This is a genomic window from Kitasatospora cystarginea (assembly GCF_039533515.1).
GTDB lineage: Bacteria > Actinomycetota > Actinomycetes > Streptomycetales > Streptomycetaceae > Kitasatospora > Kitasatospora cystarginea.
This window is the reverse complement of record NZ_BAAATR010000027.1, coordinates 16,532-40,080: the sequence shown is the minus strand read 5'-3', so window position 1 is coordinate 40,080 and position 23,549 is coordinate 16,532. Positions and strand designations below refer to the sequence as shown.

The window sequence follows — 23,549 nt, the reverse complement described above, 5'->3', positions numbered from 1 at the left end:
CGCTGTGGGGGTATTCACGACTGGGCGGCCTGGGTCGGTTCCGCCGAGGGGCGCCGGGCGCTGTCGCTTATCTTCAGCAGCAGGGCGAGCAGGGCCCAGTTGGCGACCACCGAGGACCCGCCCTGGGCGAGGAACGGCATGGTCATACCGGTGAGCGGGATCAGTCCGGTGACGCCGCCGGCGACCACGAAGACCTGGAGCGCGAAGGCCGAGGAGAGGCCGACGGCGAGCAGCTTGCCGAACGGGTCGCGGGCGGCGACGGCGGTGCGCAGGCCGCGCTGGACGACCAGGGCGTAGAGCAGGAAGAGCGCCATCATGCCGGTGAGGCCGAGTTCCTCGCCGAAGGAGCCGAGGATGAAGTCGCTCTTGGCGGCGAACTGGATCAGCCAGGAGCGGCCCTGGCCGAGGCCGGTGCCGGTGACACCGCCGGAGCCGAAGGCCATCAGGGTCTGGCCGATCTGCTCGGTGGAACCGGGCGGGGGGTGCGGCGAGAAGGCCGCCATCGGGTCGAGCCAGGCGTCGATGCGGGTCTTGACGTGCGATTCGGAGGTGGCGACCAGGGCGGCGCCGCCGAAGGAGAGCAGCAGGCCGACCACGATCCAGCTGGTGCGTTCGGTGGCGACGTAGAGCATCACCACGAAGAGGCCGAAGAACAGGAAGGAGGTGCCGAGGTCGGTCTCGAAGACCAGGATCAGGATGGAGAGCAGCCAGACCACGATGATCGGGCCGAGGTCGCGTCCGCGCGGCAGGTACAGGCCCATGAAGCGGCGGCTGGCCAGGGCGAGGGCGTCGCGCTTGACCATCAGGTAGCCGGCGAAGAACACGGTCAGGATGATCTTGGCGAACTCGCCGGGCTGGATCGAGAAGCTGCCGAAGCGGATCCAGATCTTGGCGCCGAAGTCCTCGGCACGGGAGGGGAAGAAGGCGGGCGCGGCGAGCAGCACCAGGGCGACGGCCATCGAGATGTAGGTGTAGCGCTGCAGGATCCGGTGGTCCTTGAGCACCACGATCACGCCGATGAACAGGGCGATGCCGAGTGCGGACCACATCAGCTGGTTGGCCGCGGCGGGGAAGTTGCCGCGCAGCAGCTTGCCGGCCTTGTCGAGGCGCCAGATCATCACCAGGCCGAGTCCGTTGAGCAGGGTGCCCAGCGGCAGCAGCAGGGGGTCGGCGTACGGCGCGAAGCGGCGCATCGCCAGGTGTGCGACCAGCGCGAGCGCCCCCATCCCGGCGCCGTACGCCAGCATGCCGGCGGGGAGCCGGTTGTCCATGGCGAGGCCGACGTTGGCGTAGGCGAGGATCGGCACGAGGACCGCGAAGGCCAGCAGGACCAGTTCGGTGTTGCGCCGGTTGGGCGTGCCCTGGGGCGTGATGGTGGTGTTGGCACGGCGCCCAGGGCGCATGCCGGAGCGGACGCTGGGACGGTCGGCTCCGCGCCGACCGCCGCCATGGCTGCTGCTCAGGTCAAAGGTGCTCACGTGGTAACCGCCCCCTGACGGCTGAGTGGGCCCGTGCGGGGACCGGGGTTACTGGGTCGCGCAGGAGTTGGCCAGCTGCTGTTCCTGCTCGCTGAGGGTCGGCGCGGCGCCGGGGCTGCCGGCCGGGTGGGCGGCGTCCTGCGCGGGGGCCGGGTTGCTCTGGGTCCCGATGGCGCTGCCGGCGGCCGCGGGGCTGGGGCTCGCGCTCGGGGTGGCGGCCGGTGGCTGGGCGGAGGGCTTCGCCCCCTCGGAGATCTTCTTGCAGATCTCCGCCTGGGCGGCGAGGCGCTTCACCTGGTCGTGGGCGTCGTCCAGGCTCTTGGCCTGGATGGTGTTGCTCACCTGGGTGCGCTGGTAGGCGGGCAGGAACTTGAGTTCGACGTCATCATGGCGTTCGTACACCGACGACATGTTGATTCCGGCCAGGTTCTGGTTGAGGCCGCGGTAGACCGCGACGTGGTCGCCGTCGGTACCGACGTAGTACTGGTCCTGGGTCCACTGCCAGCCGAACCAGCCGGCCCCGCCGATCAGCCCGAGTGCCAGGGCCACGGCGAGCGAGATCTTCAGTCCGCGGCCCTTGCGGCGCGGGGCGTCCTCGTCGTCCTCGTAGTCGTCGTCCTGGTACGGCTGCTGCGGCTCCGGGGTGCCGTACGTGTCGTACGCCTCGCCGTAGCCGGCCCCCTGGGGCTCGCCCTCGGGGTAGCCGTAACCGTCGCCGTAGCCCTCGGCCGGGCCGAAGCCCGGCTGCTCGTAGCCGCTGGCCGGGCCGAAGGCGCCCTGCGGGCCCTGCGGCGGGCGGCCGAGACCGGCGGCGCGGCCGGCCGGGGTGTTCAGGATGGCCTGGTCGTGCGCGCTGGACGGCGGGGCGTCGGCGACCGCGCCGACCACCACCGGGATGTCGGCGAGCTGGCCGCTGAGGGTGTCGGTGGCGCCGACGTCGATCACGTCCGCGACGATGCAGGTGATGTTGTCGGGGCCGCCTCCGCGCAGCGCCAGCTGGATCAGCTCCTGGACGGTCTGCTGCGGGGCGTAGAAGCTCCCGAGCGTCTCCTCCAGGGTCTGGTGGCTGACCGGCCCGGAGAGGCCGTCCGAGCAGATCAGGTAGCGGTCGCCGGCCCGTACGTCGCGGATCGACAGGTCGGGCTCGACCTGGCCGCGGCCGTCCAGCGCGCGCATCAGCAGGGAGCGCTGCGGGTGGGTCTCGGCCTCCTCCGGGGTGATCCGGCCCTCGTCCACCAGCCGCTGCACCCAGGTGTGGTCCTGGGTGATCTGGCTCAGGGCGCCGTCGCGCAGCAGGTAGGCGCGGGAGTCGCCGATGTGGACCAGGCCCATCCGCTGGCCGGTCCAGAGCATCGCGGTGAGGGTGCAGCCCATGCCCTCGAGCTGCGGGTCCTCCTCGACCATCTGGCGCAGCCGGTCGTTGGCGCCCTGGACCGCGTCCTTGAGCAGGGTGAGCAGGTCGGCGCCCGGGATGTCCTCGTCCAGGCGGACGATCGAACCGAGCACCTCGGAGGAGGCGACCTCGCCGGCCGCCGCGCCGCCCATGCCGTCGGCGACGGCCAGCAGCCGCGGCCCGGCGTAGCCGGAGTCCTCGTTGCCCTCCCGGATCAGACCCTTGTGGGACCCGGCCGCGAAACGCAGCACCAAGCTCATGCCCCCGCCTCGCTTCGCTCGGCGGTGTTCCCACCGGACCCGGACACGATGTGCTCGCTCATGCGGAACGGGACCCCCTTCAGGGCGTCGGCGCGCACCAGGGCGGCAGCGTGGCAGCCGCGTGCCCGGCCGGGCGTGAACGGGATGCTGTCCCTCATGCGCTACTACTTCCGCAGTTCGATGACGGTCCTGCCGATACGGATCGGCATACCCGGCTGGAGCGGGGTGGGCGTCGTGAGCCGCTGCCGGTCCAGATAGGTGCCGTTGGTGGAGCCTAGATCCTCGACCGTCCACTGCCCAGTCTGATCCGGGTAGATCCTGGCATGCCTGGAGGACGCGTAGTCGTCGTCCAGCACGATCGTGGAGTCGTGCGCCCGGCCGAGCGTGATCGTCTGGCCCTGCAGGGCCACGGTGGTGCCGGCCAGCGAGCCCTGCACCACGACCAGCTGGGTCGGCGCGCCGCGGCGCGGCCTGGACTGGGTCGGGGCGGTCTGCGGCGAGCCGGCGGGCCGGGCCGCGCCGGAGGCGCTCTGGGCCGGCGCCCCGGTGGCACGCCGCGAGGACCGCGGGTTCACCTTGGTGCCGAACAGGTCGCTGCGGATCACCTGCACCGCGACGATGACGAACAGCCACAGCACGGCGAGGAATCCAAGCCGCATGACCGTCAAGGTCAGATCTGACATAGGTGGCCCGTTCTACCCTTCGACCTGTCGGTAGACGATGGTCGTGCTCCCCAGGACGATCCTGGAGCCGTCGCGGAGCGTAGCGCGCTGGGTGTGCTGTCCGTCCACCACGATGCCGTTGGTGGACCCCAGGTCGAGCACCATGGCGGGCGTGCCAGGACGGATCTCCGCGTGCTTGCGGGAGACGCCGGGGTCGTCGATCCGGACGTCCGCCTCGGTGGAACGGCCGAGCACCACGCCGTTGCCGGTCACCTGGTGCCGGGCGCCGTTGACCTCGATCCAGCGGCGGGTGGTGGGCGCGCCACCGCCCGAGCCGGGGAACGGGCGGACGTTGCCGCCCGCGGCGGGCGGCACGGTCGGGGGCGCCGGCGGCATCGGGGGCATCGCCGGGGGCGAGGCGGGCGGCGGCGGCGCGCCGTACGCGCCCGCGCCCTCCTGCTGCCACGGCGCGCCGGGCGCGGGCGGGGTGGGCTGGCGTCCGTAGCCGGCCTGGGCCGGCGGCGGGACGGCCTGCGGAGGCTCCTCGGAGGCGAGGGTGCGGCTGCGCACCCGGTAGAGGCCGGTGTCGAGGTCGTCCGCCTTCTCCAGGGTGACCTGGAGCGGGCCCATGAAGCTGTAGCGCTGCGCGTCGGCGTACTCGCGCACCATGCCGGCCAGCTCGGTGCCGAGCTGGCTCGAGTACGGGCTGAGCCGCTCGTGGTCGTGCGGGCTGAGCTCGACGATGAAGTCGTTCGGGACCACGGTGCGGTCCCGGTTCCAGATGGTGGCGTTGTTGTCGCACTCGCGCTGCAGCGCCCCGGCGATCTCCACCGGCTGGACCTCGGATTTGAACACCTTGGCGAAGGTGCCGTTCACAAGACCCTCGAGCCGCTGCTCGAACTTCTTCAGGACTCCCATGGGGCACCCCCTTCCAAGGGCTTCGGTCGGGCCCGCTGCTCGGCCTACTTGCGGTACTTCCGTACTGATCGTATCCACGCCCGGCCCGTCCGTACGGTTCCCCGGGGATGTGGTGGCCGCCACGGACCCCTGCGCGGGGCGGTGACGACCGCTTCGGCGGGGCGCTCGGGACGGTGTTCGGGAGTGGCAAGCCAGGGCTACCCGGACACGGGCCCGCTCACCCCTGGCGGATCGGGCCGGGACTCCGTCCGGGGGTACCGGGGCCGCCTCCGGTTGCGGGGCAGGGGGAACGGATTCGTAGGCGGCCCGCAGGTCGTGCTAATGTTTTCCACGTCGGAAGGGGCGCCCGCAAGGGAGCCGAACGGAAGACCAGCCGAGATAAGGTAAACTTACCGGCGGGTCGGAAGAGCGGAAACACTCCAACGACAACACCCATGCGCGGGTGGCGGAATAGGCAGACGCGCTGGATTCAGGTTCCAGTGCCCGAAAGGGCGTGGGGGTTCAACTCCCCCCTCGCGCACAGCGAAGCCCCGCAGATCTTCGGATCTGCGGGGCTTTTTTGTTGACTCACGGGCCCGGTGGTGATTTCGGAGCACCGGGGTTCTCCCGGGAATGCCCGGTGCTCCGGTGCCGGGCCGGCTACTCGCCCACGACGGGGAGTTCCGCCTGGACGGCGAAGCCGCCGTCGGGGGTGGCGGCGGCGCTGAAGGAGCCGCCGAGCAACTGGGCGCGCTCGCGCAGGCCGACCAGGCCGTGGCCGCCGCCGGGGAGCGGACCGGGACCGGTGCCCCGCCGCAGCGGCGGGCGCTCGTTGCGGACCTCCACCAGCAGCCGGGTGCCCCTGGAGGCGAGGCGGACCGCGACCGGGGCGCCGGGGGCGTGCTTGGTGATGTTGGTGAGCGCCTCCTGGACGGTGCGGTAGGCGGCCCGCTCGACCGCCTCGGGCCAGGGCCGGTCGCCGGGGCTGAGCTCACTGCTGACGGACAGCCCACTGTCCTCGATCAGCCGGGGCAGGTCCGCGAGCCTGGGCTGCGGGACGAGCGGCTCGTCCTGCCGCACGCCGGCGGCGCGCAGCACACCCACCATCTGGCGCAGCTCCACCAGGGTGCGTACGGACAGCTCCCTGATGGTGAGCGCGGCGGTCCTGGCCGCGGGGTCCGCGGTGCTCACCTGGAGGGCGCCGGCCTGGATGCTGATCAGGCTGACCTGGTGGGAGACCACGTCGTGCATCTCGCGGGCCAGCCGGGCCCGCTCGGTGGCCAGTACCCGCTCGGCCAGCAGCCGACTCTCGCGCTGCTGGCCTTTGGTCAGCTCGTCCAGCCGGAGGGCCAGCTCGCGCCGGGTGCGGGCGAGCAGGCCGAGCGCGGTGGGCGCGGCGCCGAGCATCGCGCACTGGATGGCGTAGAGCGCATTGTCCCGGTTGAACGCGAACGGGTGGTCGGTGAGTGGCCAGTGGAAGAACTCGGACAGGGCGAAGGCGCAGGCGCAGACTGCGGCGACCCACGGCCGGGGCCGCCGGGAGGCCACCGAGTAGACGGCGGTGATCTGGGCGATCCAGATGAAGGTGACGAAGCTCGCGGGCAGGGTGAGCAGCAGCACCAGCACCGGGTAGCGGCGTCGCAGCAGCAGCGCCAGGGTGGCCAGCGCGGTCAGGGCGCGCTGCCACCACGGGGTGTCCAGGGCGACGAGGACGGAGTCCACGGTGGAAGCGAGGACGGGCAGCAGCAGCATCAGCCAGGGCGCGGTGAGCCAGCCCGGCCAGGTGCGGCGGGAGGTCGCGGACGGCGGATGGTCTTCGGCCGGGGCGGTGTCGGGGGTCATTCGCTGTTCTGCTCGGGGTTGCGGACCAGGCCGGCCCGGTTGGCGACGACGGCGGCCTGGACCCGGTTGGCGGCGCCCAGCTTGCCGAGGATGGCGCTGATGTGGTCCTTGACGGTGCCGGTGCCGAGGAAGAGCCGGTCGGCGATCTCGGCGTTGGACAGCCCCTCGCCGAGCAGGGCCAGCACGTCCAGCTCGCGGCCGGTCAGGCCGCGGGTGAGCGCGGCTGCCTCGGCGTCCGGGCCGCCGCCCCCGACGTAGCCGCTGATCACGGTCCGGGTGACGGCCGGGGAGAGCACGCTGCCGCCGGCCGCGAGCACCCGGACGGCGTGCACCAACTGCTCGGGGGCGGTGTCCTTGAGCAGGAAGCCGGCCGCGCCGCCGCGCAGTGCGGTGCCGATGTACTCGTCGGTGTCGAAGGTGGTGAGCATGGCCACGGCCGGGGGGTTGGGCAGTGCGCGCAGCCGGCGCAGCACCGAGATGCCGTCCAGGTCGGGCATCCGGATGTCCAGCAGGACGACGTGCGGGCGCAGCGCGGTGACCCGGTCCTCGGCCTGGCTTCCGGAGCAGTCGCCGACGACCTCCAGGTCCGGGGCGGATCCGACGATCAGGCCGAGGCCGGAGCGGACCAGGATCTCGTCGTCCACGATGAGTACGCGGATCGGCGTCATGGTCTTCTTCTCCTCGGGTGGGGCGGGTCGCCGGGCACGGCGAAGGCGGTCTGCCGGGTCCGAGCCTAGGGGCAGGTGGGAGCGGGTGACGCCCGGATCGGCGGGAAACCACCCCCGCCGATCGGCGGGGGCCTGAATCGGCTACCTGGTTCACGTCATTCTCATCTTTGGTGAGCAACCATGGATTGCGGCGCCCCCCTCCCGGAACGGGCCGATCAGAACGCGGCCGCAATGGCCCGGCTCGTGCCGTGGGCGCGGTGCGGATGCGCCCCCACAACTGATCGTTTGGAATTGAGCCGTGTCCTCCACTGTGAAGCCGGAGTCGTCCGCCGTTCCCGGTTCGCGCTCCGGCGCTCTGGCGAGCCTGCTGGCGCGCTGGCGGCCGAGGGCCGCCATGGCGACCGTCTGGTATCTGAGGTTGATCGCCCTGGTGAACCTGGTGGCGGTGCTGGCGGTACCGTTCCGCAACCAGGTGGAGTCGCACAACGAGGGTGGGTATTTCACCCCGTACCTGGCGACCGCCGGTCTGACCTCGGCGGTGCTGTCGCTGTTCCTGGCCGTGGCGATGCGGCGGCGCAAGCGGGCCGCCTGGATCTTCAACACCGTCGTCGGCGGGCTGACCTTCCTGGTCTTCGTGCTGCTGATGACCGTGTCCGGAGAGGGCGAGGACTTCGTCCGGCATCCGTTCAACTGGTTCTCCATGGTCATCACCGGGCTGTTCCTGTTGGCCCTGGTGGTCAGCCGCAAGGAGTTCACCTCCAAGGGGGACCGCTCCAACCCGAAGACCGGGCTGGCGGCGGCGGTCGTCGGCCTGGCGCTTGGCGGCGCGGTCGGTGCGCTGCTGGTCCAGACGACCAACACCGTGACGGGTGCCGGCTTCTGGGACCGCTTCGGCTACTCGATCGCCCGGATGGTCACCGTCGAGCCGTCCGCCCACGTGATCGACGTGATCAACGTGCCGACCTGGGTGAACGCCTTCATCAACGCGATGAGCGCGGTGCTCTTCCTGCTGGTGGTCTACCTGGCCTTCCGCAGCCCGCGCGGGCAGGAGCTGCTGACCGGGGAGGACGAGCAGCGGCTGCGCGCTCTGCTGGACAAGCAGGGCGAGCGGGACTCGCTGGGGTACTTCGCGCTGCGCCGCGACAAGGCGGTGATCTTCTCGCCGAGCGGCAAGGCCGCGGTGGCGTACCGGGTGGTCGGCGGTGTGTCGCTGGCCTCCGGCGATCCGATCGGCGACCCGGAGGCCTGGCCGGGGGCGATCGACGCCTGGCTGGCCGAGGCCAGGGAGCACGCCTGGGCGCCGGCCGTGATGGGTGCCTCGGAGGAGGCCGGGGTGATCTACGCCCGGCACGGTCTGGACGCGCTGGAACTGGGCGACGAGGCGATCGTCGAGCTGGACGAGTTCTCGCTGGACGGCCGGGCCATGCGGGTGGTCAGGCAGGCGTACAACCGGGTGAAGCGGGCCGGGTACACGGTGCGGATCCGCCGGCACGAGGAGATTCCCGAGGCCGAGATGGCCGAGCTGGTCGGGAAGGCGGACCACTGGCGGGACGGTGCCACCGAGCGCGGCTTCTCGATGGCGCTCGGCCGCCTCGGCGACCCGGGGGACGGCCGTTGCGTGATGCTGGAGTGCCACAACGCGGAAGGCCAGCTGAGCGCGCTGCTGAGCTTCGTGCCGTGGGGTGAGCGGGGCCTCTCGCTGGACCTGATGCGCCGGGACCGGGAGAGCGAGAACGGCCTGGTGGAATTCATGGTGATCGAACTCCTGCAGCGGGCGAAGGAGGTCGAGATCGACCGGGTCTCGCTGAACTTCGCGATGTTCCGGTCCGTTTTCGAGCGGGGTTCGAAGCTGGGTGCCGGGCCGGTGCTGCGGCTGTGGCGTTCGGTGCTCGGTTTCTTCTCCCGGTGGTGGCAGATCGAATCCCTCTACCGGGCGAACGCGAAGTACCGGCCGATCTGGGAGCCGCGTTATCTGCTCTTCGAGAAGAGCAGCGAGATTCCCCGGATCGGTATCGCCAGCGCCCGCGCGGAGGGTTTCATCACCGTGCCGAGCCTCCCCGCCCTGTTCCGTCGCCGGCATGCGAAGGCCGCCGTCTCGGCGGACAACTCCTAGCTGCCGGTGGCGGAGCCGAGCGGGAATGGGTGGGGTGACCCTCCGCCGGGGGGCGGAGGGAGCCCGTCCGGAGCGGCTCCGGTCGTACGGGAACGACTCGCTCGAATGCCCGGCTGAACAGAACCGAATACCGTGACCCGAGTAGGGGGCACCGCCGATCGGCGGTGCCCCCTCTTCTTCTCCGCCTCCAGGATGACCCGTGATCTCCCTTTCGAGCTGAGATGCAGCGTTCATCCGTTGCCTGTGGTTGCTGCAGTGCCGCACGGAATCACCGTGCCGCCGGGGTGCTCAGCGGCGCGGAAGGGCGAGTTCGAACCAGACGACCTTGCCGACGGCCTTGCGGGCGGTGCCCCAGCGTTCGGACAGCTTGCTGACCAGGTGGAGGCCGCGGCCGCTCTCGTCCATGGACTCGGCGGGCTCCAGCGAGGGCAGGTTGTGGTTGTCGTCGCTGACCTCGACCAGGAGCTTGTCGACCCGGATCAGCTGGAGCTGGACGTGGTCCCTGGCCACCCGCACCGCATTGGTGACCAGTTCGCTGACCAGGAGTTCGGCAGTGTCGGCGAGCGCCGTCAGCTGCCAGGCGGCGAGCTGCTCGCGGACCAGGGCGCGGGAGCGGCGCACCTCGGCGTCGCCGACCGACAGCTCCCAGGTGGCCACCTCGGTCGGGGCGACCCCGTCGAAGCGGGCCACCAGCAGGGCGATGTCGTCCTGCCGGTCCTCCGAGTGCAGCCGGTCCAGGACGACGTCGCAGGCCTCCTCGGGGGTCTGCTTGGGGTCGATCAGGTTGCCGCAGAGGGCGGCGAGCCCCGCTCCTATGTCCCCGCCCCGGACCTCGACCAGGCCGTCGGTGCACAGCACCAGCATCGAGCCGTCGCTGACGTCGATCTTCTTGGCCACGAACGGCACCCCGCCCACGCCGATCGGCGCGCCCTCGGGGATCTCCAGCAGCTCGCCCCGGCCGTCCGGGTGCACCAGCACCGGGGGGACGTGGCCGGCGCTGGCCAGCTCGCAGGTGCGGTTGATCGGGTCGTAGACCGCGTACAGGCAGGTGGCCAGATGGTCGTCGCCGAGCTTCTGGGCCAGGTTGTCCAGATGGCGCAGCAGCTGTCCGGGCGGCAGGTCGAGGGCGGCCAGGGTCTGCATCGCGGTGCGGAAGCGGCCCATCGCGGCGGCCGAGTGCAGGCCGTGGCCCATCACGTCGCCGACCACCAGGGCGACCCGGCTGCCGGGCAGCTGGATCGCGTCGAACCAGTCGCCGCCGACCTCGGCCCGCCGGTCGCCGGGCATGTAGCGGTGGGCGATCTGGACGCCGGGGATCTTCGGCGGGCGGGTGGGGATCATCGAGCGCTGGAGCGTGGTGGCGACCTTGGCCTCGGCCCGGTGCAGCCGGGCGTTGTCCAGCGAGAGGGCGGCCCGGGCCGCCAGTTCGCGAAGGGTCGCCGCGTCGCTCTTGTCGAAGGCGGCCCGGTCCGGCAGCCGTAGCAGCTTGAGGATGCCGAGCACGGTGCCCCGGGCGGAGAGCGGCAGAACCAGCATCGAGCGGCCGACCACCACCGGGACCAGGTCGGGCCCGCCGAGCGAGGCGGCGTAGTCCACCGCGACGTCCGGGTTGATCACCGGGACCAGGACCGGTTGGTTCTCCTGCAGGGCGAGGCCCGGCGGGGTGGAGCGGGGCATGGCCAGCAGCGCGCCCTCGTCCAGGACGTGTTCCCAGTGGCCGGAGGAGGCGTTGAAGGCGCGGGCCACCCGGCGCAGCATGGTCTGGTCGTCCGGCCGGTTGGCGGGCAGCTCGGAGTCGGAGATCAGCCCGTCCATCAGGTCCACACAGGCGAAGTCGGCGACTCGGGGCACCAGGACCTGGCACAGCTCGCGGGCGGTGGTGTCCAGGTCGAGGGTGGTGCCGACGCTGCTGCCGACATCGCTCAGCAGGGCCAGCTGCTCGCCGGCCTGGCTGCTGGTCAGCACCTCGACGGAGGAGGGGGCGGCCGGCCCCGTGGGGAGGTCGGCGTCGCGCACGGGGGTGCGGCCGTTGGCGGCGGACTCGATGGCGGAGCCTCCCGGGATCGGGCCGGACGGGCCGAGGGACGTGCCGTGCGGACGGTTGACCCGGTGACCGTCCGTATCGGCGGGTGCGGCGGTGCTCTGGTCGCCGTCCGCGGCCATGGCCGCGGCGGCGGCCTCGCGCGGCCCGGGGACGGCGGTGTTGAGACTACGCGAGCCGTCGGCGCCTTCGGCGGGCAGCAGTTGCAGGCCTGCTGCGACCGGCCCGCCGCCGGGGCGGCCCGCCTCCGGTGGGCGCCGGGTGGCTCTGGGCTGGACGGCCCGCTGCTGCGCGGTCGGGTAGCGGCGGCCCAGCCCGGCGGCGATCCGGGCCACCCCGGAGCCGGCCGGCTCGTAGGGGAGGACGGGGAGTCTGGTGGTGGCGTCCACCCAGAGCGCGGGCAGGCCGGCGGCGGCCAGCTGGGCGAGCAGCCGGGCGCGGCGTTCGGGTGAACCGCCGGGCAGCAGGGCGGCCAGCGCGTCGGCGCCGCGCTCCCCGGCCGGGGCCAGGGCGGCGAACACCCGGTGGGCGCCGCCCGGTGCGCCCTGGGCGGCGGCGTAGGAGAGCAGCCGGGTGCCGAGCGCGATCCGGGGGCCGGAGGCGCGCAGCTGGCGGGCGTCGGTGGCCAGGGCGAGCAGGCTGCGCCCGCCCGGTTCGGTCAGCGGGTAGGCCCACCAGAGGACGTCGCGGGGGCGGTCCTCGCGGTCCGTCACCGTCATCGACCCGGTCCAGGCGCCCTGCTCGAACTGGGTGAGGTCGTCCAGGGTGTCGAAGGCGTCGCAGCGCCGGGCGGTGCCGGGCGGGCGGGCGGCCGCGGTCTCGGCGCGCGGGTCGACGGCGGGGAGCAGGCCGGAGGCCGTGCGGCCGCAGGCCACCTCCGCGCGGTGCCCGAAGAGCTCCTCGGCGGCCCGGTTCCACTGGGCGATCCGGCGGTCCGGGCCGATCAGCACGGAGGCGAGGCGCAGTAAGGCGACCACCCCGGGGTGCTGGTCACCCGGGGGGCCGTCCGGGCGCGGTGTGGAGTTGGGCTCGTCCACCATGGATTCGATCTGCTCCCGCCTGGCCGTCGCGCGGAGGGCGGCCGTTGTGAGCTCCTGTGTACGTGTGCTGTCGTGGCGGTGCTCGGATGCTGGGTGCCGGTGCTGTTCGTGTCGCTGCGTGTCCCCGCCGCCCGGCTGCCGGTGCGGCTGGTCGTGCGCCTTCCAGCGAAGCACGGAGAGCGCCGCCACTGATAGCGAATCGGGGAGATTCGTCAGTATCAGTTGCGTGTCTTGTGGTGCGCGCCGGGCTTGTACCTCCGGTTCATCCGATCGGAGGAGCACTTGCGGCCGTCGGGGCCCGGGTAGGGTGGCAGCCCGTACGGCCGCGGTGGACGGCCGTGGCGGATGGCCGTGACGGATGAAGGCGAGCAGGTGAGCGCGGAGAGCCCCGTCCAGTGGACCGACCCGGAACGGCAGCAGCTGGAGGAGCTGGTGGCCGCCACCGAACTCGCCTGGCTGACGCTGGAGGTCGACGTCGAGACCCTGCGGGTCGAGATCGACAACTTCGCACTCGTCCACCATCAGCTGCTCGGGCCGCTGTACGCCCGGCTGGACGAGCTGGACGCGCTGATCGCGGAGACCGTCGCGGTCCGCAGCGGCAGTCCGGAGGACATCCGGCGGGCCGCCGAGGCCCGCGGCCGGGTCGAGGCGCTGCCCGACCTGGAGGCACTGCTGGCCGATCTGCCGCCGGAGGTGGCCGAGCCCGAGCCGCCGCGCCGGGTCCGCCCCGGCAAGGACGCGCAGCGGATCTACCGCGACCTGGCCCGGCGCGCCCATCCCGATCTGAGCACCGACCAGGCCGAGCAGCAGCGCCGCTCCGCCTTCATCGCCCGGGTCAACGAGGCGTACGCGCACGGTGACACCGGGGCGCTGGAGCAGCTGGCCGAGGAGTGGTCCACCGCGCCGGAGACCGCGCCGGAGCCCGACGCCCCGGACCGGCTGGAGTGGCTGCGCCAGCGGCTGGAGTGGCTGAAGGCGAAGATCGGGCAGGTGGCGGCCGAGCAGGTCCGCCTGGAGCGCAGTGCGATGGGCGAGCTGCTGCGGCTGGCGCCGCAGGACCCGGACGGGCTGCTGACCGAGCTCGCCGAGCAGCTGCTGGCCAAGGCCGCCGAGCGGCAGGCCGAGCTCGACCGGCTGCTCGCCCCCGTACCGGACGGCGCCTCCCGTGGTCGTGCAGTACCGGACAATGGTGGAGACCACCGAGACCCTCAGGAGAACCCGACGATGTTCACCCAGCTACCCAGTACGGACGCCGCCTCGGTGCCCGCCGACGCAGCTCTGCTCGACGTGCGTGAGCAGGACGAGTGGGACGCCGGCCACGTGGACGGTGCGCTGCACATCCCGATCGGCGAGGTGATCGCCCGGATCGACGAGTTGCCCGAGCCGGACCGGCGGCTGTACGTGCTCTGCCGGGTCGGCGGCCGTTCGGCGCAGGTGGTGCAGTACCTGGTGGCGCAGGGCCGGGACGCGGTGAACGTGGACGGCGGGATGTTCGCCTGGGAGGCGGCCGGGCGGCCGATGGTGAGCGCGAACGGGCGGGACCCGTTCGTGCTCTGATCCCCGTCGGGTCCCGGCGGGGCGCGGCGCGGCACCCCCGTCGCGCGGTTCGGCCGGGCCCTGAGATAGTGCAACCTGCTCGTGGTGGGATCGGGATCCGCGGTGGTGGGCCGGGCGCGTGGTACCTCGCGCCGCTGGGGGGCGTGCATGGCTGAGTCGGGGCGTGGCTGGTCGCTGCCGGCACTGGCGGTGCTCTGCTGCGCGGCGGCGTTCCTGATCGGCGGCAGCGCGGTCTTCCTGGGGGCGCTGTTCCTGCAGTCGGCGCCGCCCAACGCGCTGTCGCAGCGCTACCGGGCGCAGCTGGGCGGCATCGTGTACCCGGAGTTCGAGCAGAACTGGAAGCTGTTCGCGCCGAACCCGCTGCAGCAGAACATCACCGTGGACGCCCGGGTGCAGACCATCTCCGACACCGGCCGGATACGCACCCGGGACTGGGTCGGCCTGACCGCGCAGGACATCGCGGCGATACGGCACAACCCGGCTCCCAGCCATGCGGACCAGAACCTGCTGCGCCGGGCCTGGGACCTCTACGACTCCACGCACTCCGCCGGGGACGGCACGGCGGTCGGCGAGCGCGGCAAGGCGGCCGAGGAGTACCTCAAGCGGGTCGCGCTGCAGCGCTTCGGGCGGACGGCCGGGGGCGAGCGGATCCTGCAGATCCAGTTCCGGGTGGGGACGGCGACCATCGCGCCGCCCGCCTGGAGCGGGGAGGAGGTCCCCACCGGGACCTCCTACCGGGAGCTGGCCTGGTGGCCGGTGGACGAGGACGACTACCGGGGGCTGCTGTGACGGGTGCCCAGCAGGAGTGCCCGCCGCTGCCGCCCGGTGTCCCCCGGCGGCCCGGGACCTCGCCCGCCGCTCCCCCGCCGGGCCGGTTCGCGCGGGCCTTCGAGCTGTTCACCACCAAGGCCGCCTTCCCGTACCAGGCGGCGGTGGTGCGGATCGGGTTCGGCCTGACCTGGACGGGCTTCCTGCTGCGCGAGTGGCCCAACCGGCGGGTGCTGTACGGGGACCGCTCGCCCTGGTCGGACGAACTGGCGGCCCGGCTCCTCGCCGAGAACCACGCCTTCACGGTGCTCTCCTGGTACCACGGGCGGCTCTGGTTCGAGCTGGTCTACCACCTGGCGATCGTCGCGGCGGTGCTGTTCACGCTGGGCTGGCGGACCCGGGCGAGCGGTGTGCTCTTCCTGGTCACCGTGCTCTCGCTGCAGAACCGGGCCGTCTTCGCCGGTGACGGCGGCGACAACGTGATCCATCTGATGGCCGTGTACCTGGTGTTCACCCGCTGCGCCCGGGTGTGGTCGCTGGACGCCCGCCGGGCGAGGGACGGGGGCGCGGTCTGGCTCTGGGCGCTGCTGGGGCTGGTGCTGCTGCTGGGGCCGACGGGACTGACCTCCTCGGCGGGACCGGCCGGACCGGTGGGTCTGCTGTGGGTGCCGTGGGCGGTCGCCGGGCTCTGGTGGGCCGTCAACCGCTCGCTGCCCGGCAGCGAGTGGCGTGACGTACCGGACGCGCTGGCGAACATGCTGCACAACTGCGCGATGGCGGTGATCGCCGGACAGGTGGTGCTGATCTACTCCACCGCCGGCTGGTACAAGGTGCAGGGCTCGCGCTGGCAGGACGGCACCGCGCTGCACTACCCGCTGCACCTGGACTACTTCACGCCCTGGCCCGGGCTGTCGGGGGTGCTCGGCGCCGGCCTGCTGCCGGTCTTCCTGCTCAGCTACGGCACGGTGATCACGCAGGTCGCCTTCCCCTTCACGCTGGCCAACCGGCGGGTGAAGAACGTGCTGCTGGCGGTGATGATGGCGGAGCACGCGGGGATCGCGGTCACCCTCGGGCTGCCGTTCTTCTCGCTGGCGATGATCGCGGCGGACGCGGTCTTCCTGCCGACCTCCGCGCTCCTGCGGGTGGGCCGCGGGGCCCGGGCGCTCGGGCACCGGTGGCGGCGCGAACCCTAGACTTCCGGTATGTCCTGGTCTACGGCGCTCCGCGCCACCGCGCGCGCCGGGCTGACCCTGGACCGCTCGCTCTCCAACCCCAGGCGCGCGGTGCGCGGTGCGCTCGGTGCCGCCCTGGTGATCTTCCCGGCGCTGGCGGCCGGCGGGCCGGCGCTCGCCACCTCCGCGGCGATGGGTGCCTTCACCGCCGGCACCGCCACCTTCCAGCGCAGCTTCCGCCCGCGGGTCTCGCTGGCCGTTGCCGCCGGGACCGGACTGGGCGTCAGCACCTTCCTCGGCTACCTGGCCGTCGGCGTACCCGGCGCCTTCCCGGTGCTGCTCGCCGTCTGGGCGTTCGCCGCCGGGATGGCCTGGGCGGTCGGACCGAGCGGCGGTGTGGTCGCCTCCACCACGGTCTCGGTGATGCTGGTGGTGGTCCAACTGCCGGTCAGCGTGCCCGCCGCGCTGTGGCACGGGCTGCTCTGCGCGCTCGGCGGCGCCGCCCAGGCGCTGGTGGTCACCCTCTGGCCGATCGAGAGTTGGCGCGCCCAGCGCGACGCGCTCGCCGACACCTACGCCTCGCTCGCCGACTACGCCCGCCGGCTGCGCCAGGACCCGGTCGCCCTGTTCGACCCGGACCCGTTCATCCTCGCCCGCCAGGCCGCCGCCCTGACCCCCTGGCAGGCCCGGCACCGCCCGCCCGAACTGCACGGCCTGCGCGGTATCGCCGAGCGGATCCGTCCCACCCTGGCCGCGCTCGCCGACCCCGGGGTCGGAGCTCCCGCCGAGGGCCCGGCGCGGGACCGGGCCCGCGAGGTGCTCGCCGCCGCGGCCGAGTCCATGGACGCGCTCGCCCGGGCGGTCCGCACCGGCGAGCCGCTGCGCTCACCCAGGACCACCCCGACCCTCACCCTGGCCGGCTCCGACCCCGAGGGGCCCAGGCTCACTGGTGCCGCCCGGCGCTCCGCCCGCCGGCTCGCCGCGCTGTTGCGCGCCGCCGCCGACACCCTCGACAAGCACGATCAGGACACCGTCAGCTCCCCCGCGATCGGCACCGGTCTGTACCGGCCGTCGATCTTCCGGCTGCTGCCGGTCGCCCTCCAGGCCGTCCGGCGCCAGCTCCAGCCGCACTCGGCGGTCTTCCACCACGCGGTACGGCTCTCGGGCGTGGTGACCTTCTCCTACCTGGCGGCGCGGCTGCTCGGCCTGGAGCACGGCTACTGGGCGCCGCTCACCGCGGCGATGGTGATGCGGCCGGACTTCGCCCAGACCTTCAGCCGGGGTGTCGCCCGGCTGGCCGGCACGGTGGCCGGGGTCGCGGTCTCCACCGCCGTGGTCCAGCTGCTGCACCCGGGGCCCTGGTTGTCCGCCGCGCTCGCGGTCGCCTTCATGGGCGGCGCGTACCTCACCCTGCGCACCGGGTACGCGGTGATGACCGCCTGCGTTTCCAGCTACGTCGTCTTCCTGCTCGGGCTGCAGCCCGGCGATCCCGTGCACACCGCGCTGGACCGGGTCGCCCTGACCCTGCTCGGCGGCCTGGTCGCGCTGGTCGCCTACGCGCTCTTCCCCACCTGGCAGACCGCCAGGCTCACCGAGCGCCTCGCCGAGTGGCTGGCCGCCGCCGGGCGGTACTCGGCGGCGGTGCTGACCGTGTACGGGGATCCGGCGCAGGGCGGCCACCGGGTCCGGACGACGCTGCTGGACTACCGGGAGGCCCGCTCCGAGCTGCTGCTGGCGATGGAGCGGGCGGACGCCGAGCCGGTCTCGCCCGCCGCCAGGCAGCCGGACCTCTCGCGCAAGCAGCTCGACAAGGCGTGGGCCGCGGTCGGGCTGCTCGGCCGCTCGACCCTCCTGATGGAGGCCCATCTGCCCGGCCCGGACACCGGGCCGGTGCCCGGCGCGGCCGCGTTCGCCGAGGAACTGCGCTACGCCACCGCCGTCGCGGCGGCCGCGCTGCTGGTCGGGGACCGGGTGGACTTCGGCGGGCTGCGTTCGGCGCACGAGCGCTGGGACAGCCGGCTGGCCGAGCTGCCGAAGGAGGACCGCACCGAGGTGGCCAGGGCCGGCGCCCGGCTGGTGATGGCGGCGGTCACCGACCTCGACCGGGCGGTCAGGACCCGGCGCACCGTACCCTCGGGGGCGTGAGCAGCATCGGTGTGCCCCACGAGGGCGAGCAGTACGACGACGCCTTCGTTCCCGAGGACCGGGAGGTCGGTCTGGGACCGCATCCCGAACCGTGGCCGGCCGGGCCGCAGTACGACCCCGAGCTGCTCGCGGGCGGCGACCGGCGGAACGTACTGGACCGGTACCGCTACTGGACCCGCGAGGCGATCGTCGCCGACCTGGACACCCGGCGGCACGGCTTCCACGTCGCGGTGGAGAACTGGCAGCACGACTTCAACATCGGCTCGGTGGTGCGGACGGCCAACGCCTTCCTGGCGGGCGAGGTGCACATCGTCGGGCGGCGGCGGTGGAACCGGCGCGGCGCCATGGTCACCGACCGGTACCAGCACGTGCGGCACCACGACAGCGTCGCCACCCTGGCGGCCTTCGCCGCCGAGCGGGGCCTGCCGATCATCGGGATCGACAACCTGCCGGGCGCGGTGCCGCTGGAGACGTACGAACTGCCCGAGCGCTGTGTGCTGCTGTTCGGGCAGGAGGGGCCCGGACTCACCGAGGAGGCCTGGGCGCACTCGACGGCGGTGTGCTCCATCGCGCAGTTCGGGTCGACGCGGTCGATCAATGCGGGCGCGGCGGCGGCCATCGCCATGCACGCCTGGGTGCGGGTGCACGCCGCCCTCGGCTAGGGCCTGGCCGGCGTCGTGCACGCGGCCCTGGGCCAGGTCCGCCGAGGGCGGTCGCCGCGGGCGCGGGGAACCGTGCTCGCACGTGTCCCCCGCGCCGCTGGCGGGTCGTTCAGGCCGGGATGTCGTGGCCCTCGTGGTTGGTGAGGTAGTCCCAGGTGTCCTTGCCCGGATAACCGTCGGCCTCGGAACCGGCCCAGCCCTGGGCGAGTTGGAAGGCCTCGGTGGCCCGGTGGTCGGCTTCGCTCCAACTCTCGTCCGGGCCTTCGGAGTAGAACCGCCTGCCGCCGCGGCCGATCAGCATCTCGCCGAGCTGCCTCACGTACGGGTTGTGCGCGCCGGGGCCGAACTTGTCGGCGCCGGGGAAGGAGCTGCCACCGGAAGCGGTCAGTCCCCGGTAGCGGTACGGGAGGTAGCCGTCCGAGTTGCTCCAGTAGGCGTACGGGGTGGACTGCCGCCGGGTGTTCGGCTTGGTCTGTTCGAGGGCGAGGTACCAGGTGTGGGAGGAGTCGGCCCAGCCGGCGAAGAGGGCGATGTGGGAGCCGCCCTGCGGACTGTCCGGGTCGTTGAAGATCAGGGCGTCGCCGGGCTGGAGGTCGCCCTTCGCTATTCGGGCGGAGAAGTCGGGCAGGGTCCAGGTGGTCTGGCTGCTGCCCAGGCCCCAGGCCATCGAGACGAACCCGGAGCAGTCCTGGCGGTAGCCGTCCGACCAGTAGCTGCTCATGCTGTACGGCACCTGCTGGTCCACCCAGCGCTGGGCGCGGGCGAGGATCTCGGAGCGGCTGGTGGCGGGGAGGGAGCGCAGGTGCGGCCTGGGCGCCCCGGTGCCGAACAGTCCGGCCACCTCGCCCTGCGGGGTACCGGGCACGGTGGTCGGGTCGGGGGCGTCGGCCGTGGCAGCGCCGCCGCCGGGCCGCGGGGCGGACTCGGCCGCCGCGCCCGACGCGCCGCCCAACACCGCACCGACCGCGGCGAGCAGGACGGCGGCCCGCCGGGCCCCGCGCGCGGCCCGGTGGCCGCGGTCACCGGGGCGAGCCGGACGCGGCCCGGTGCGGGGGCCGGCGGCACGGCCTCGGTGGACGTCGTCGGCGGGCTCTATCTGGGTGAAGTCCGTCAGCACGGTGGTTCCAGCCTCTCGGTCCGGGGGGTCGGAAGGAGCCATACGTTCCCCGCCGAAGGCTGGAATATCGGGATGGATGGGATAAATCAGACAGGTGGTGGAGCCCCGGGCACGGGGCGGTCCGGTGGCGGCAGGTCAGCCGGACGGCTTACGGGAGTCCGGCCGTCCGGCCTCCGCCCGGCGGGCTACTCCCACTCCCAGCGGATGCCGAGCTGACCCGGCTCCTGCTCCGGTGCCAGGACGTGGACGCTGGCCGAGGCGCCGATCCACAGCTGCCGGCGTGCGCGGTCCTCCTCCGTGCCCGGCGCGCGGTCGAAGCGCTCGCAGTGCGCCGGTATCGCGGCCGGGTCGAAGTGCACCTGGAGCACGTACTCGCGCACCGGGACGGCGAACCGCCGGGCGTAGATGGTGGTCGGGGCGCCGGGCGGGATCTCCACCTCGTACTCGATGACGGTGCTGTCGCCGAGGCCGAGCGGGCGGTCCAGCACCAGTTCGGCCACCAGCAGGCCGCTCTCGGGTCGTCGGCGGACCCGGCCGAGCCGGGCGTGCCGGACCGAGGTGATCTCCGGGCAGCCGGTGGCCTCCTCGTCGGCCTTGTGCACCACCAGGCAGCGGGACACCCCGCCGACCGTGGCCCGGACCACCTGGCGCAGTCGCAGCAGGTAGCCGCGCCGGTGCTCGTCGACGTAGTAGGCGTCGTGGATGCTGAGTCGCTCCAGCTCCCCGATCGGCGGGGCGTCCAGCTCGGCGAAGACTCCGGAGATCTCGTCCTGGCCGGGCCAGACGTCCTCGACCCGCAGGCTGCTGGTGGCGGCGGGGGAGACCCAGCGACCGCGCGGGCGGGGCGGGCCGAGCAGGTTGGAGAGGGTGGTGTGCGGGAGGCCGAGCAGCTCCTCGAGGAGGTGGACGGCGCGCATCGAGGTGGCACGCTCGGGCTGGCTGCGCCCCCGACGCCAGTAACTGAGCGTCGTCACACTGATTCTGACGCCGCGTTGGCCGAGTTCCGTGCGGATCCGGTCGAGGCTGAGACCGTTGCTCTCGATGGCGGCGTGCAGCGCCTCGGCGAAGTTGGCCGACGCCACCGGCCGCGGTCCGCCGGCCTGCTGGACCGGGACACGGGCGGGCCCGTCCCGGTGCTCGCCGACCAGCCTGAGCCGTCCGGCGTGCTGCGGTTGCTGTGAGGCCATCCGGACACCTTCCCCACCCGGCGAGTTCGGTGGGAACCCTACGTACGTTCGAGAGGCTACGTCATCCACTCGTACGTATGACAGTGGTCACGCAAGATAAACCTGATCTTTTCGAATACTGAAACATCCCGGAAACACGGTTGCCGGTACGGGGCGCACCCCGTACCGGCAACCGGCAGTGAACAGGCGTCAGGAGATGTTCAGCGCCGTGTCGTCGATCACGAAGCTGGTCTGCAGCGAGGAGTCCTCGGTGCCGGTGAACTTCAGGGTGACCGTCTGGCCGGCGAAGGCCGACAGGTCGATGGTCTTCTGGACGTAGCCCGAAGCCGCGTCGGCGTTGGAGTAGGTCGCCACCGTGGTCGAGTTGGCCTGGACGGTCAGCTTGTCGTACGCGGTGCTGCCGGTCTCGGCGGTGTCGACGTGCAGCCAGAAGCTGAAGGAGGCCTTGCAGCCCGCCGGGATGCTGACGGTCTGCGAGAGGCTGTCGGTGTGGGCGGAGCCGTAACCGTCCAGCCAGGCCTTGTACGAGCCGGAGTGGGCGGCCTCACCGGAGTCGGTGGTGATCACGCCGCTGGAGGCGGTCCAGCCGGTGTTGCCGCTCTCGAAGCCCTGGTTGGCGAGCAGCTGGCTCGTGGTGCAGCCACCGGACGGCGGCGGGGTCGTGCCGCTGCCACCGCCGAGCAGGGCGTTGCTCAGCTGGTCGGCGACCGGGGTGCCCCAGCCGGTGACCTGGTCGTAGCCGGCCTTGGCCGGGAAGTCCTGGTTCGAGCCGGTGCTGACGTCGTGGAAGGCCGAGCTGTAGTTGCTGCTGTTGGCGACCGAGTACAGCTTCGGGCTGGCCTCGCCGAGCGCGGCCTGGCCGGCGGCCTTCGCCTTCTGGTTGAACAGCGCCGCGTAGCCGGACCACAGCGGTGCCGCGGCGGAGGTGCCGCCGTAGACCTGCCAGCCGGCCGAGCTGGTGCCCTGGGTGTAGATGGCGAAGCCGCTGTTCGGGTCGGCGTTGGAGGACACGTCCGGAACGGTGCGCATGGTGCCGGTCACGTTGGTGCCGGTCTGCCAGCTGGGCTTCGAGAACTGGGTGGAGACGCCGCCGCCGGCGGTGCTCCAGGCGCTCTCGGAGGAGTAGGTGCTGCCGCTCACCTTGAGGTTGGTGCCGCCGACACCGGTGTTGTGCGGGCTGGAGGCCGGGAAGTCGACGGCCTTGACCGAGGAGCCGCTGGTGGAGCGGGTGCAGTCGCGCGAGCCGTCGTCGCCGGAGGCGGAGAAGATGCTGATGCCCTGGGCGGCGGCCTGCTTGAAGGTGTTGTCGATGGCGGTCATCGACGAGGCGGTGGTGTCCGGCTCGCAGGAGCCCCACGAGATGGAGATGACCGAGGCCTTGTTGTCCGAGACGATCTTGGCGGCCATGTCGATCTCGCCCTGGTCGCTGTTGGGGGCCTCGTAGACCAGCTGCTGGGCCTTGGGCGCGACACCGCGGACGATCTCGGAGTCCAACTCGACCTCGCCCTGGCCCTCGCCCGGCTTGCTGTCGTAGCTGGCGCCGTCGACCGAGACGGTCTGCACGGCCGGGCCGGTCAGGCCGAACTGGCCGTCGTAGGTCGTCAGGTTGGACGACGAGTAGCCGTCGAACTCCCACAGCGCCACCGTGGTGCCGCTGCCGTCGGTGCCCATCTTGTTCAGGTTGTAGGCGCCGTTGTACTGGGCCGGGCCGAAGCCGCTCGGGGTGGCGTGCTGGGCCGCGTTCTGAGGCTTCGCGATCCGGGTGGTGCGCACGGTCTTGTTGTTCAGACCGGAGACGCCCTGGACCACGCCGGACAGCGAGGCCGGGATGGAGGCGGCGTCGTCGTTGGCGAAGAAGGCCTTGTTCTCCAGCTTGTCGACGTAACGGCTCTCGTGGGTGCCGAAGGCCTTGGCGATCTGCTCGTTGGTGCCGCTGGCGTTCACCACCTGGCGGTTGGCGCTGACCGAGGTGACCTTCAGGCCCTGCTCCTCCAGGTAGGAGCGCACCTGCGCGACATCGGCCTGGGTCGGGCCGAAGCGGGCGGTGAACTGGGCCGGGGTCAGGTACTTGCCGAACTGCGGCGACTTCGGGTTGCTCAGCGCCGCCAGGAAGGTGTCCAGCTCGGCGGTGTTGCGCAGCTTGAGGCTGACGGCCACCGAGATCTGCTGGGCGGCGGGGACATCGCCCTGCTTCTGCGAGTGGGCCACCGCGGGGGTCACGGTGTTGGGCAGTGCCACACGGGCGGCCGAGACGTTGGCCTGCGGGGCGGCGTACGCGGCGGTCGCGCACAGGGAGGCCGCAGTCAGCGGCAGAACGGCCAGTGCCGAGGCAAGGGCGAGCGAGCGGGGTCGCACGGGCTCCTCCGGAAAGTGGGGGGGTGTTCCGGTCCAGAAAACGTTGGGTCAGAACTTCCCAGAAAACTTTCAGGATTGGGCCCATGATCAAGTAATTGGTTCCTAAAAAACAGTCAAGTGTGGAACTTCAACTCATCCACAGAATGACGAAACCTCCATACAGTGAATGGAGCGGCAAGGAGCCCGAGTTGG

Annotated in this window: 17 protein-coding genes and 1 tRNA gene; 7 read left to right on the top strand and 11 right to left on the bottom strand. The window is 72.5% G+C overall.

Going from position 1 to position 23,549, the window contains the following annotated elements; genetic code table 11:
* Positions 1-14: 14 nt before the first annotated feature.
* From ABD369_RS26140 to ABD369_RS26120, 5 genes are all read right to left on the bottom strand, one after another.
* Positions 15-1,403 carry an FtsW/RodA/SpoVE family cell cycle protein gene (locus tag ABD369_RS26140; RefSeq protein ID WP_344639050.1) on the bottom strand — a complete coding sequence of 463 codons (1,389 nt, stop codon included), beginning with the start codon at positions 1,401-1,403 and terminating at the stop codon, positions 15-17.
* 123 nt (positions 1,404-1,526) lie between these two features.
* On the bottom strand, positions 1,527-3,131 hold the full coding sequence (locus ABD369_RS26135; protein WP_344638992.1) for a PP2C family protein-serine/threonine phosphatase: 1,605 nt from the start codon (positions 3,129-3,131) through the stop codon (positions 1,527-1,529).
* A complete protein-coding gene (locus tag ABD369_RS26130; RefSeq protein WP_344638991.1) occupies positions 3,128-3,289 on the bottom strand; it encodes a hypothetical protein in 162 nt (53 codons plus the stop codon). The genes ABD369_RS26135 and ABD369_RS26130 overlap by 4 nt, the downstream gene beginning before the upstream one ends.
* A 6-nt stretch (positions 3,290-3,295) precedes the next feature.
* Positions 3,296-3,814, bottom strand: a complete 519-nt coding sequence (locus ABD369_RS26125) for an FHA domain-containing protein FhaB/FipA (RefSeq protein WP_344638990.1) — start codon at positions 3,812-3,814, stop codon at positions 3,296-3,298.
* A gap of 12 nt (positions 3,815-3,826) precedes the next feature.
* Entirely contained in the window at positions 3,827-4,711 is an 885-nt protein-coding gene (locus ABD369_RS26120) for an FHA domain-containing protein (RefSeq protein ID WP_344638989.1), read from the bottom strand.
* 436 nt (positions 4,712-5,147) lie between these two features.
* Here ABD369_RS26120 and ABD369_RS26115 point away from each other — a divergent pair.
* A tRNA-Leu gene (locus ABD369_RS26115) sits at positions 5,148-5,231 on the top strand.
* Between the two features lie 119 nt (positions 5,232-5,350).
* Here the strand turns inward: ABD369_RS26115 and ABD369_RS26110 are convergent.
* Complete coding sequence (locus tag ABD369_RS26110; protein ID WP_344638988.1) at positions 5,351-6,532, bottom strand: sensor histidine kinase; 1,182 nt, start codon at positions 6,530-6,532, stop codon at positions 5,351-5,353.
* Positions 6,529-7,200: a response regulator gene (locus tag ABD369_RS26105; protein ID WP_344638987.1), complete on the bottom strand. Its 672-nt coding sequence runs from the start codon at positions 7,198-7,200 to the stop codon at positions 6,529-6,531. Before ABD369_RS26105 ends, ABD369_RS26110 begins: the two co-directional genes overlap by 4 nt.
* Before the next feature lie 394 nt (positions 7,201-7,594).
* Between ABD369_RS26105 and ABD369_RS26100 the strand changes: the two genes are divergently transcribed.
* Positions 7,595-9,313 (top strand): phosphatidylglycerol lysyltransferase domain-containing protein, encoded by a 1,719-nt coding sequence (locus tag ABD369_RS26100; protein WP_344639049.1) that lies wholly within the window; start codon positions 7,595-7,597, stop codon positions 9,311-9,313.
* 288 nt (positions 9,314-9,601) lie between these two features.
* Here the strand turns inward: ABD369_RS26100 and ABD369_RS26095 are convergent, their stop codons facing one another.
* Positions 9,602-12,394 (bottom strand): ATP-binding SpoIIE family protein phosphatase, encoded by a 2,793-nt coding sequence (locus tag ABD369_RS26095; RefSeq protein WP_344638986.1) that lies wholly within the window; start codon positions 12,392-12,394, stop codon positions 9,602-9,604.
* 345 nt (positions 12,395-12,739) lie between these two features.
* Between ABD369_RS26095 and ABD369_RS26090 the strand changes: the two genes are divergently transcribed.
* From ABD369_RS26090 to ABD369_RS26070, 5 genes are all read left to right on the top strand, one after another.
* A complete protein-coding gene (locus tag ABD369_RS26090; protein WP_344638985.1) occupies positions 12,740-13,951 on the top strand; it encodes a rhodanese-like domain-containing protein in 1,212 nt (403 codons plus the stop codon).
* Positions 13,952-14,098: 147 nt separating this feature from the next.
* A complete protein-coding gene (locus tag ABD369_RS26085) occupies positions 14,099-14,740 on the top strand; it encodes a DUF5819 family protein (protein WP_344638984.1) in 642 nt (213 codons plus the stop codon).
* Entirely contained in the window at positions 14,737-15,912 is a 1,176-nt protein-coding gene (locus ABD369_RS26080; protein ID WP_425557774.1) for an HTTM domain-containing protein, read from the top strand. Before ABD369_RS26085 ends, ABD369_RS26080 begins: the two co-directional genes overlap by 4 nt.
* Before the next feature lie 9 nt (positions 15,913-15,921).
* Positions 15,922-18,036 (top strand): FUSC family protein, encoded by a 2,115-nt coding sequence (locus ABD369_RS26075; protein ID WP_344638983.1) that lies wholly within the window; start codon positions 15,922-15,924, stop codon positions 18,034-18,036.
* A 5-nt stretch (positions 18,037-18,041) separates the two neighbouring features.
* Positions 18,042-18,698: a TrmH family RNA methyltransferase gene (locus ABD369_RS26070; protein WP_344639047.1), complete on the top strand. Its 657-nt coding sequence runs from the start codon at positions 18,042-18,044 to the stop codon at positions 18,696-18,698.
* 109 nt (positions 18,699-18,807) lie between these two features.
* On the opposite strand, the gene ABD369_RS26065 is transcribed toward ABD369_RS26070, so the two are convergent.
* From ABD369_RS26065 to ABD369_RS26055, 3 genes are all read right to left on the bottom strand, one after another.
* Positions 18,808-19,815 (bottom strand): peptidoglycan-binding protein, encoded by a 1,008-nt coding sequence (locus tag ABD369_RS26065; RefSeq protein ID WP_344638982.1) that lies wholly within the window; start codon positions 19,813-19,815, stop codon positions 18,808-18,810.
* Between the two features lie 185 nt (positions 19,816-20,000).
* Complete coding sequence (locus ABD369_RS26060) at positions 20,001-21,002, bottom strand: hypothetical protein (protein ID WP_344638981.1); 1,002 nt, start codon at positions 21,000-21,002, stop codon at positions 20,001-20,003.
* Between the two features lie 189 nt (positions 21,003-21,191).
* Entirely contained in the window at positions 21,192-23,357 is a 2,166-nt protein-coding gene (locus tag ABD369_RS26055) for a protease pro-enzyme activation domain-containing protein (RefSeq protein WP_344638980.1), read from the bottom strand.
* Positions 23,358-23,549: the final 192 nt, after the last annotated feature.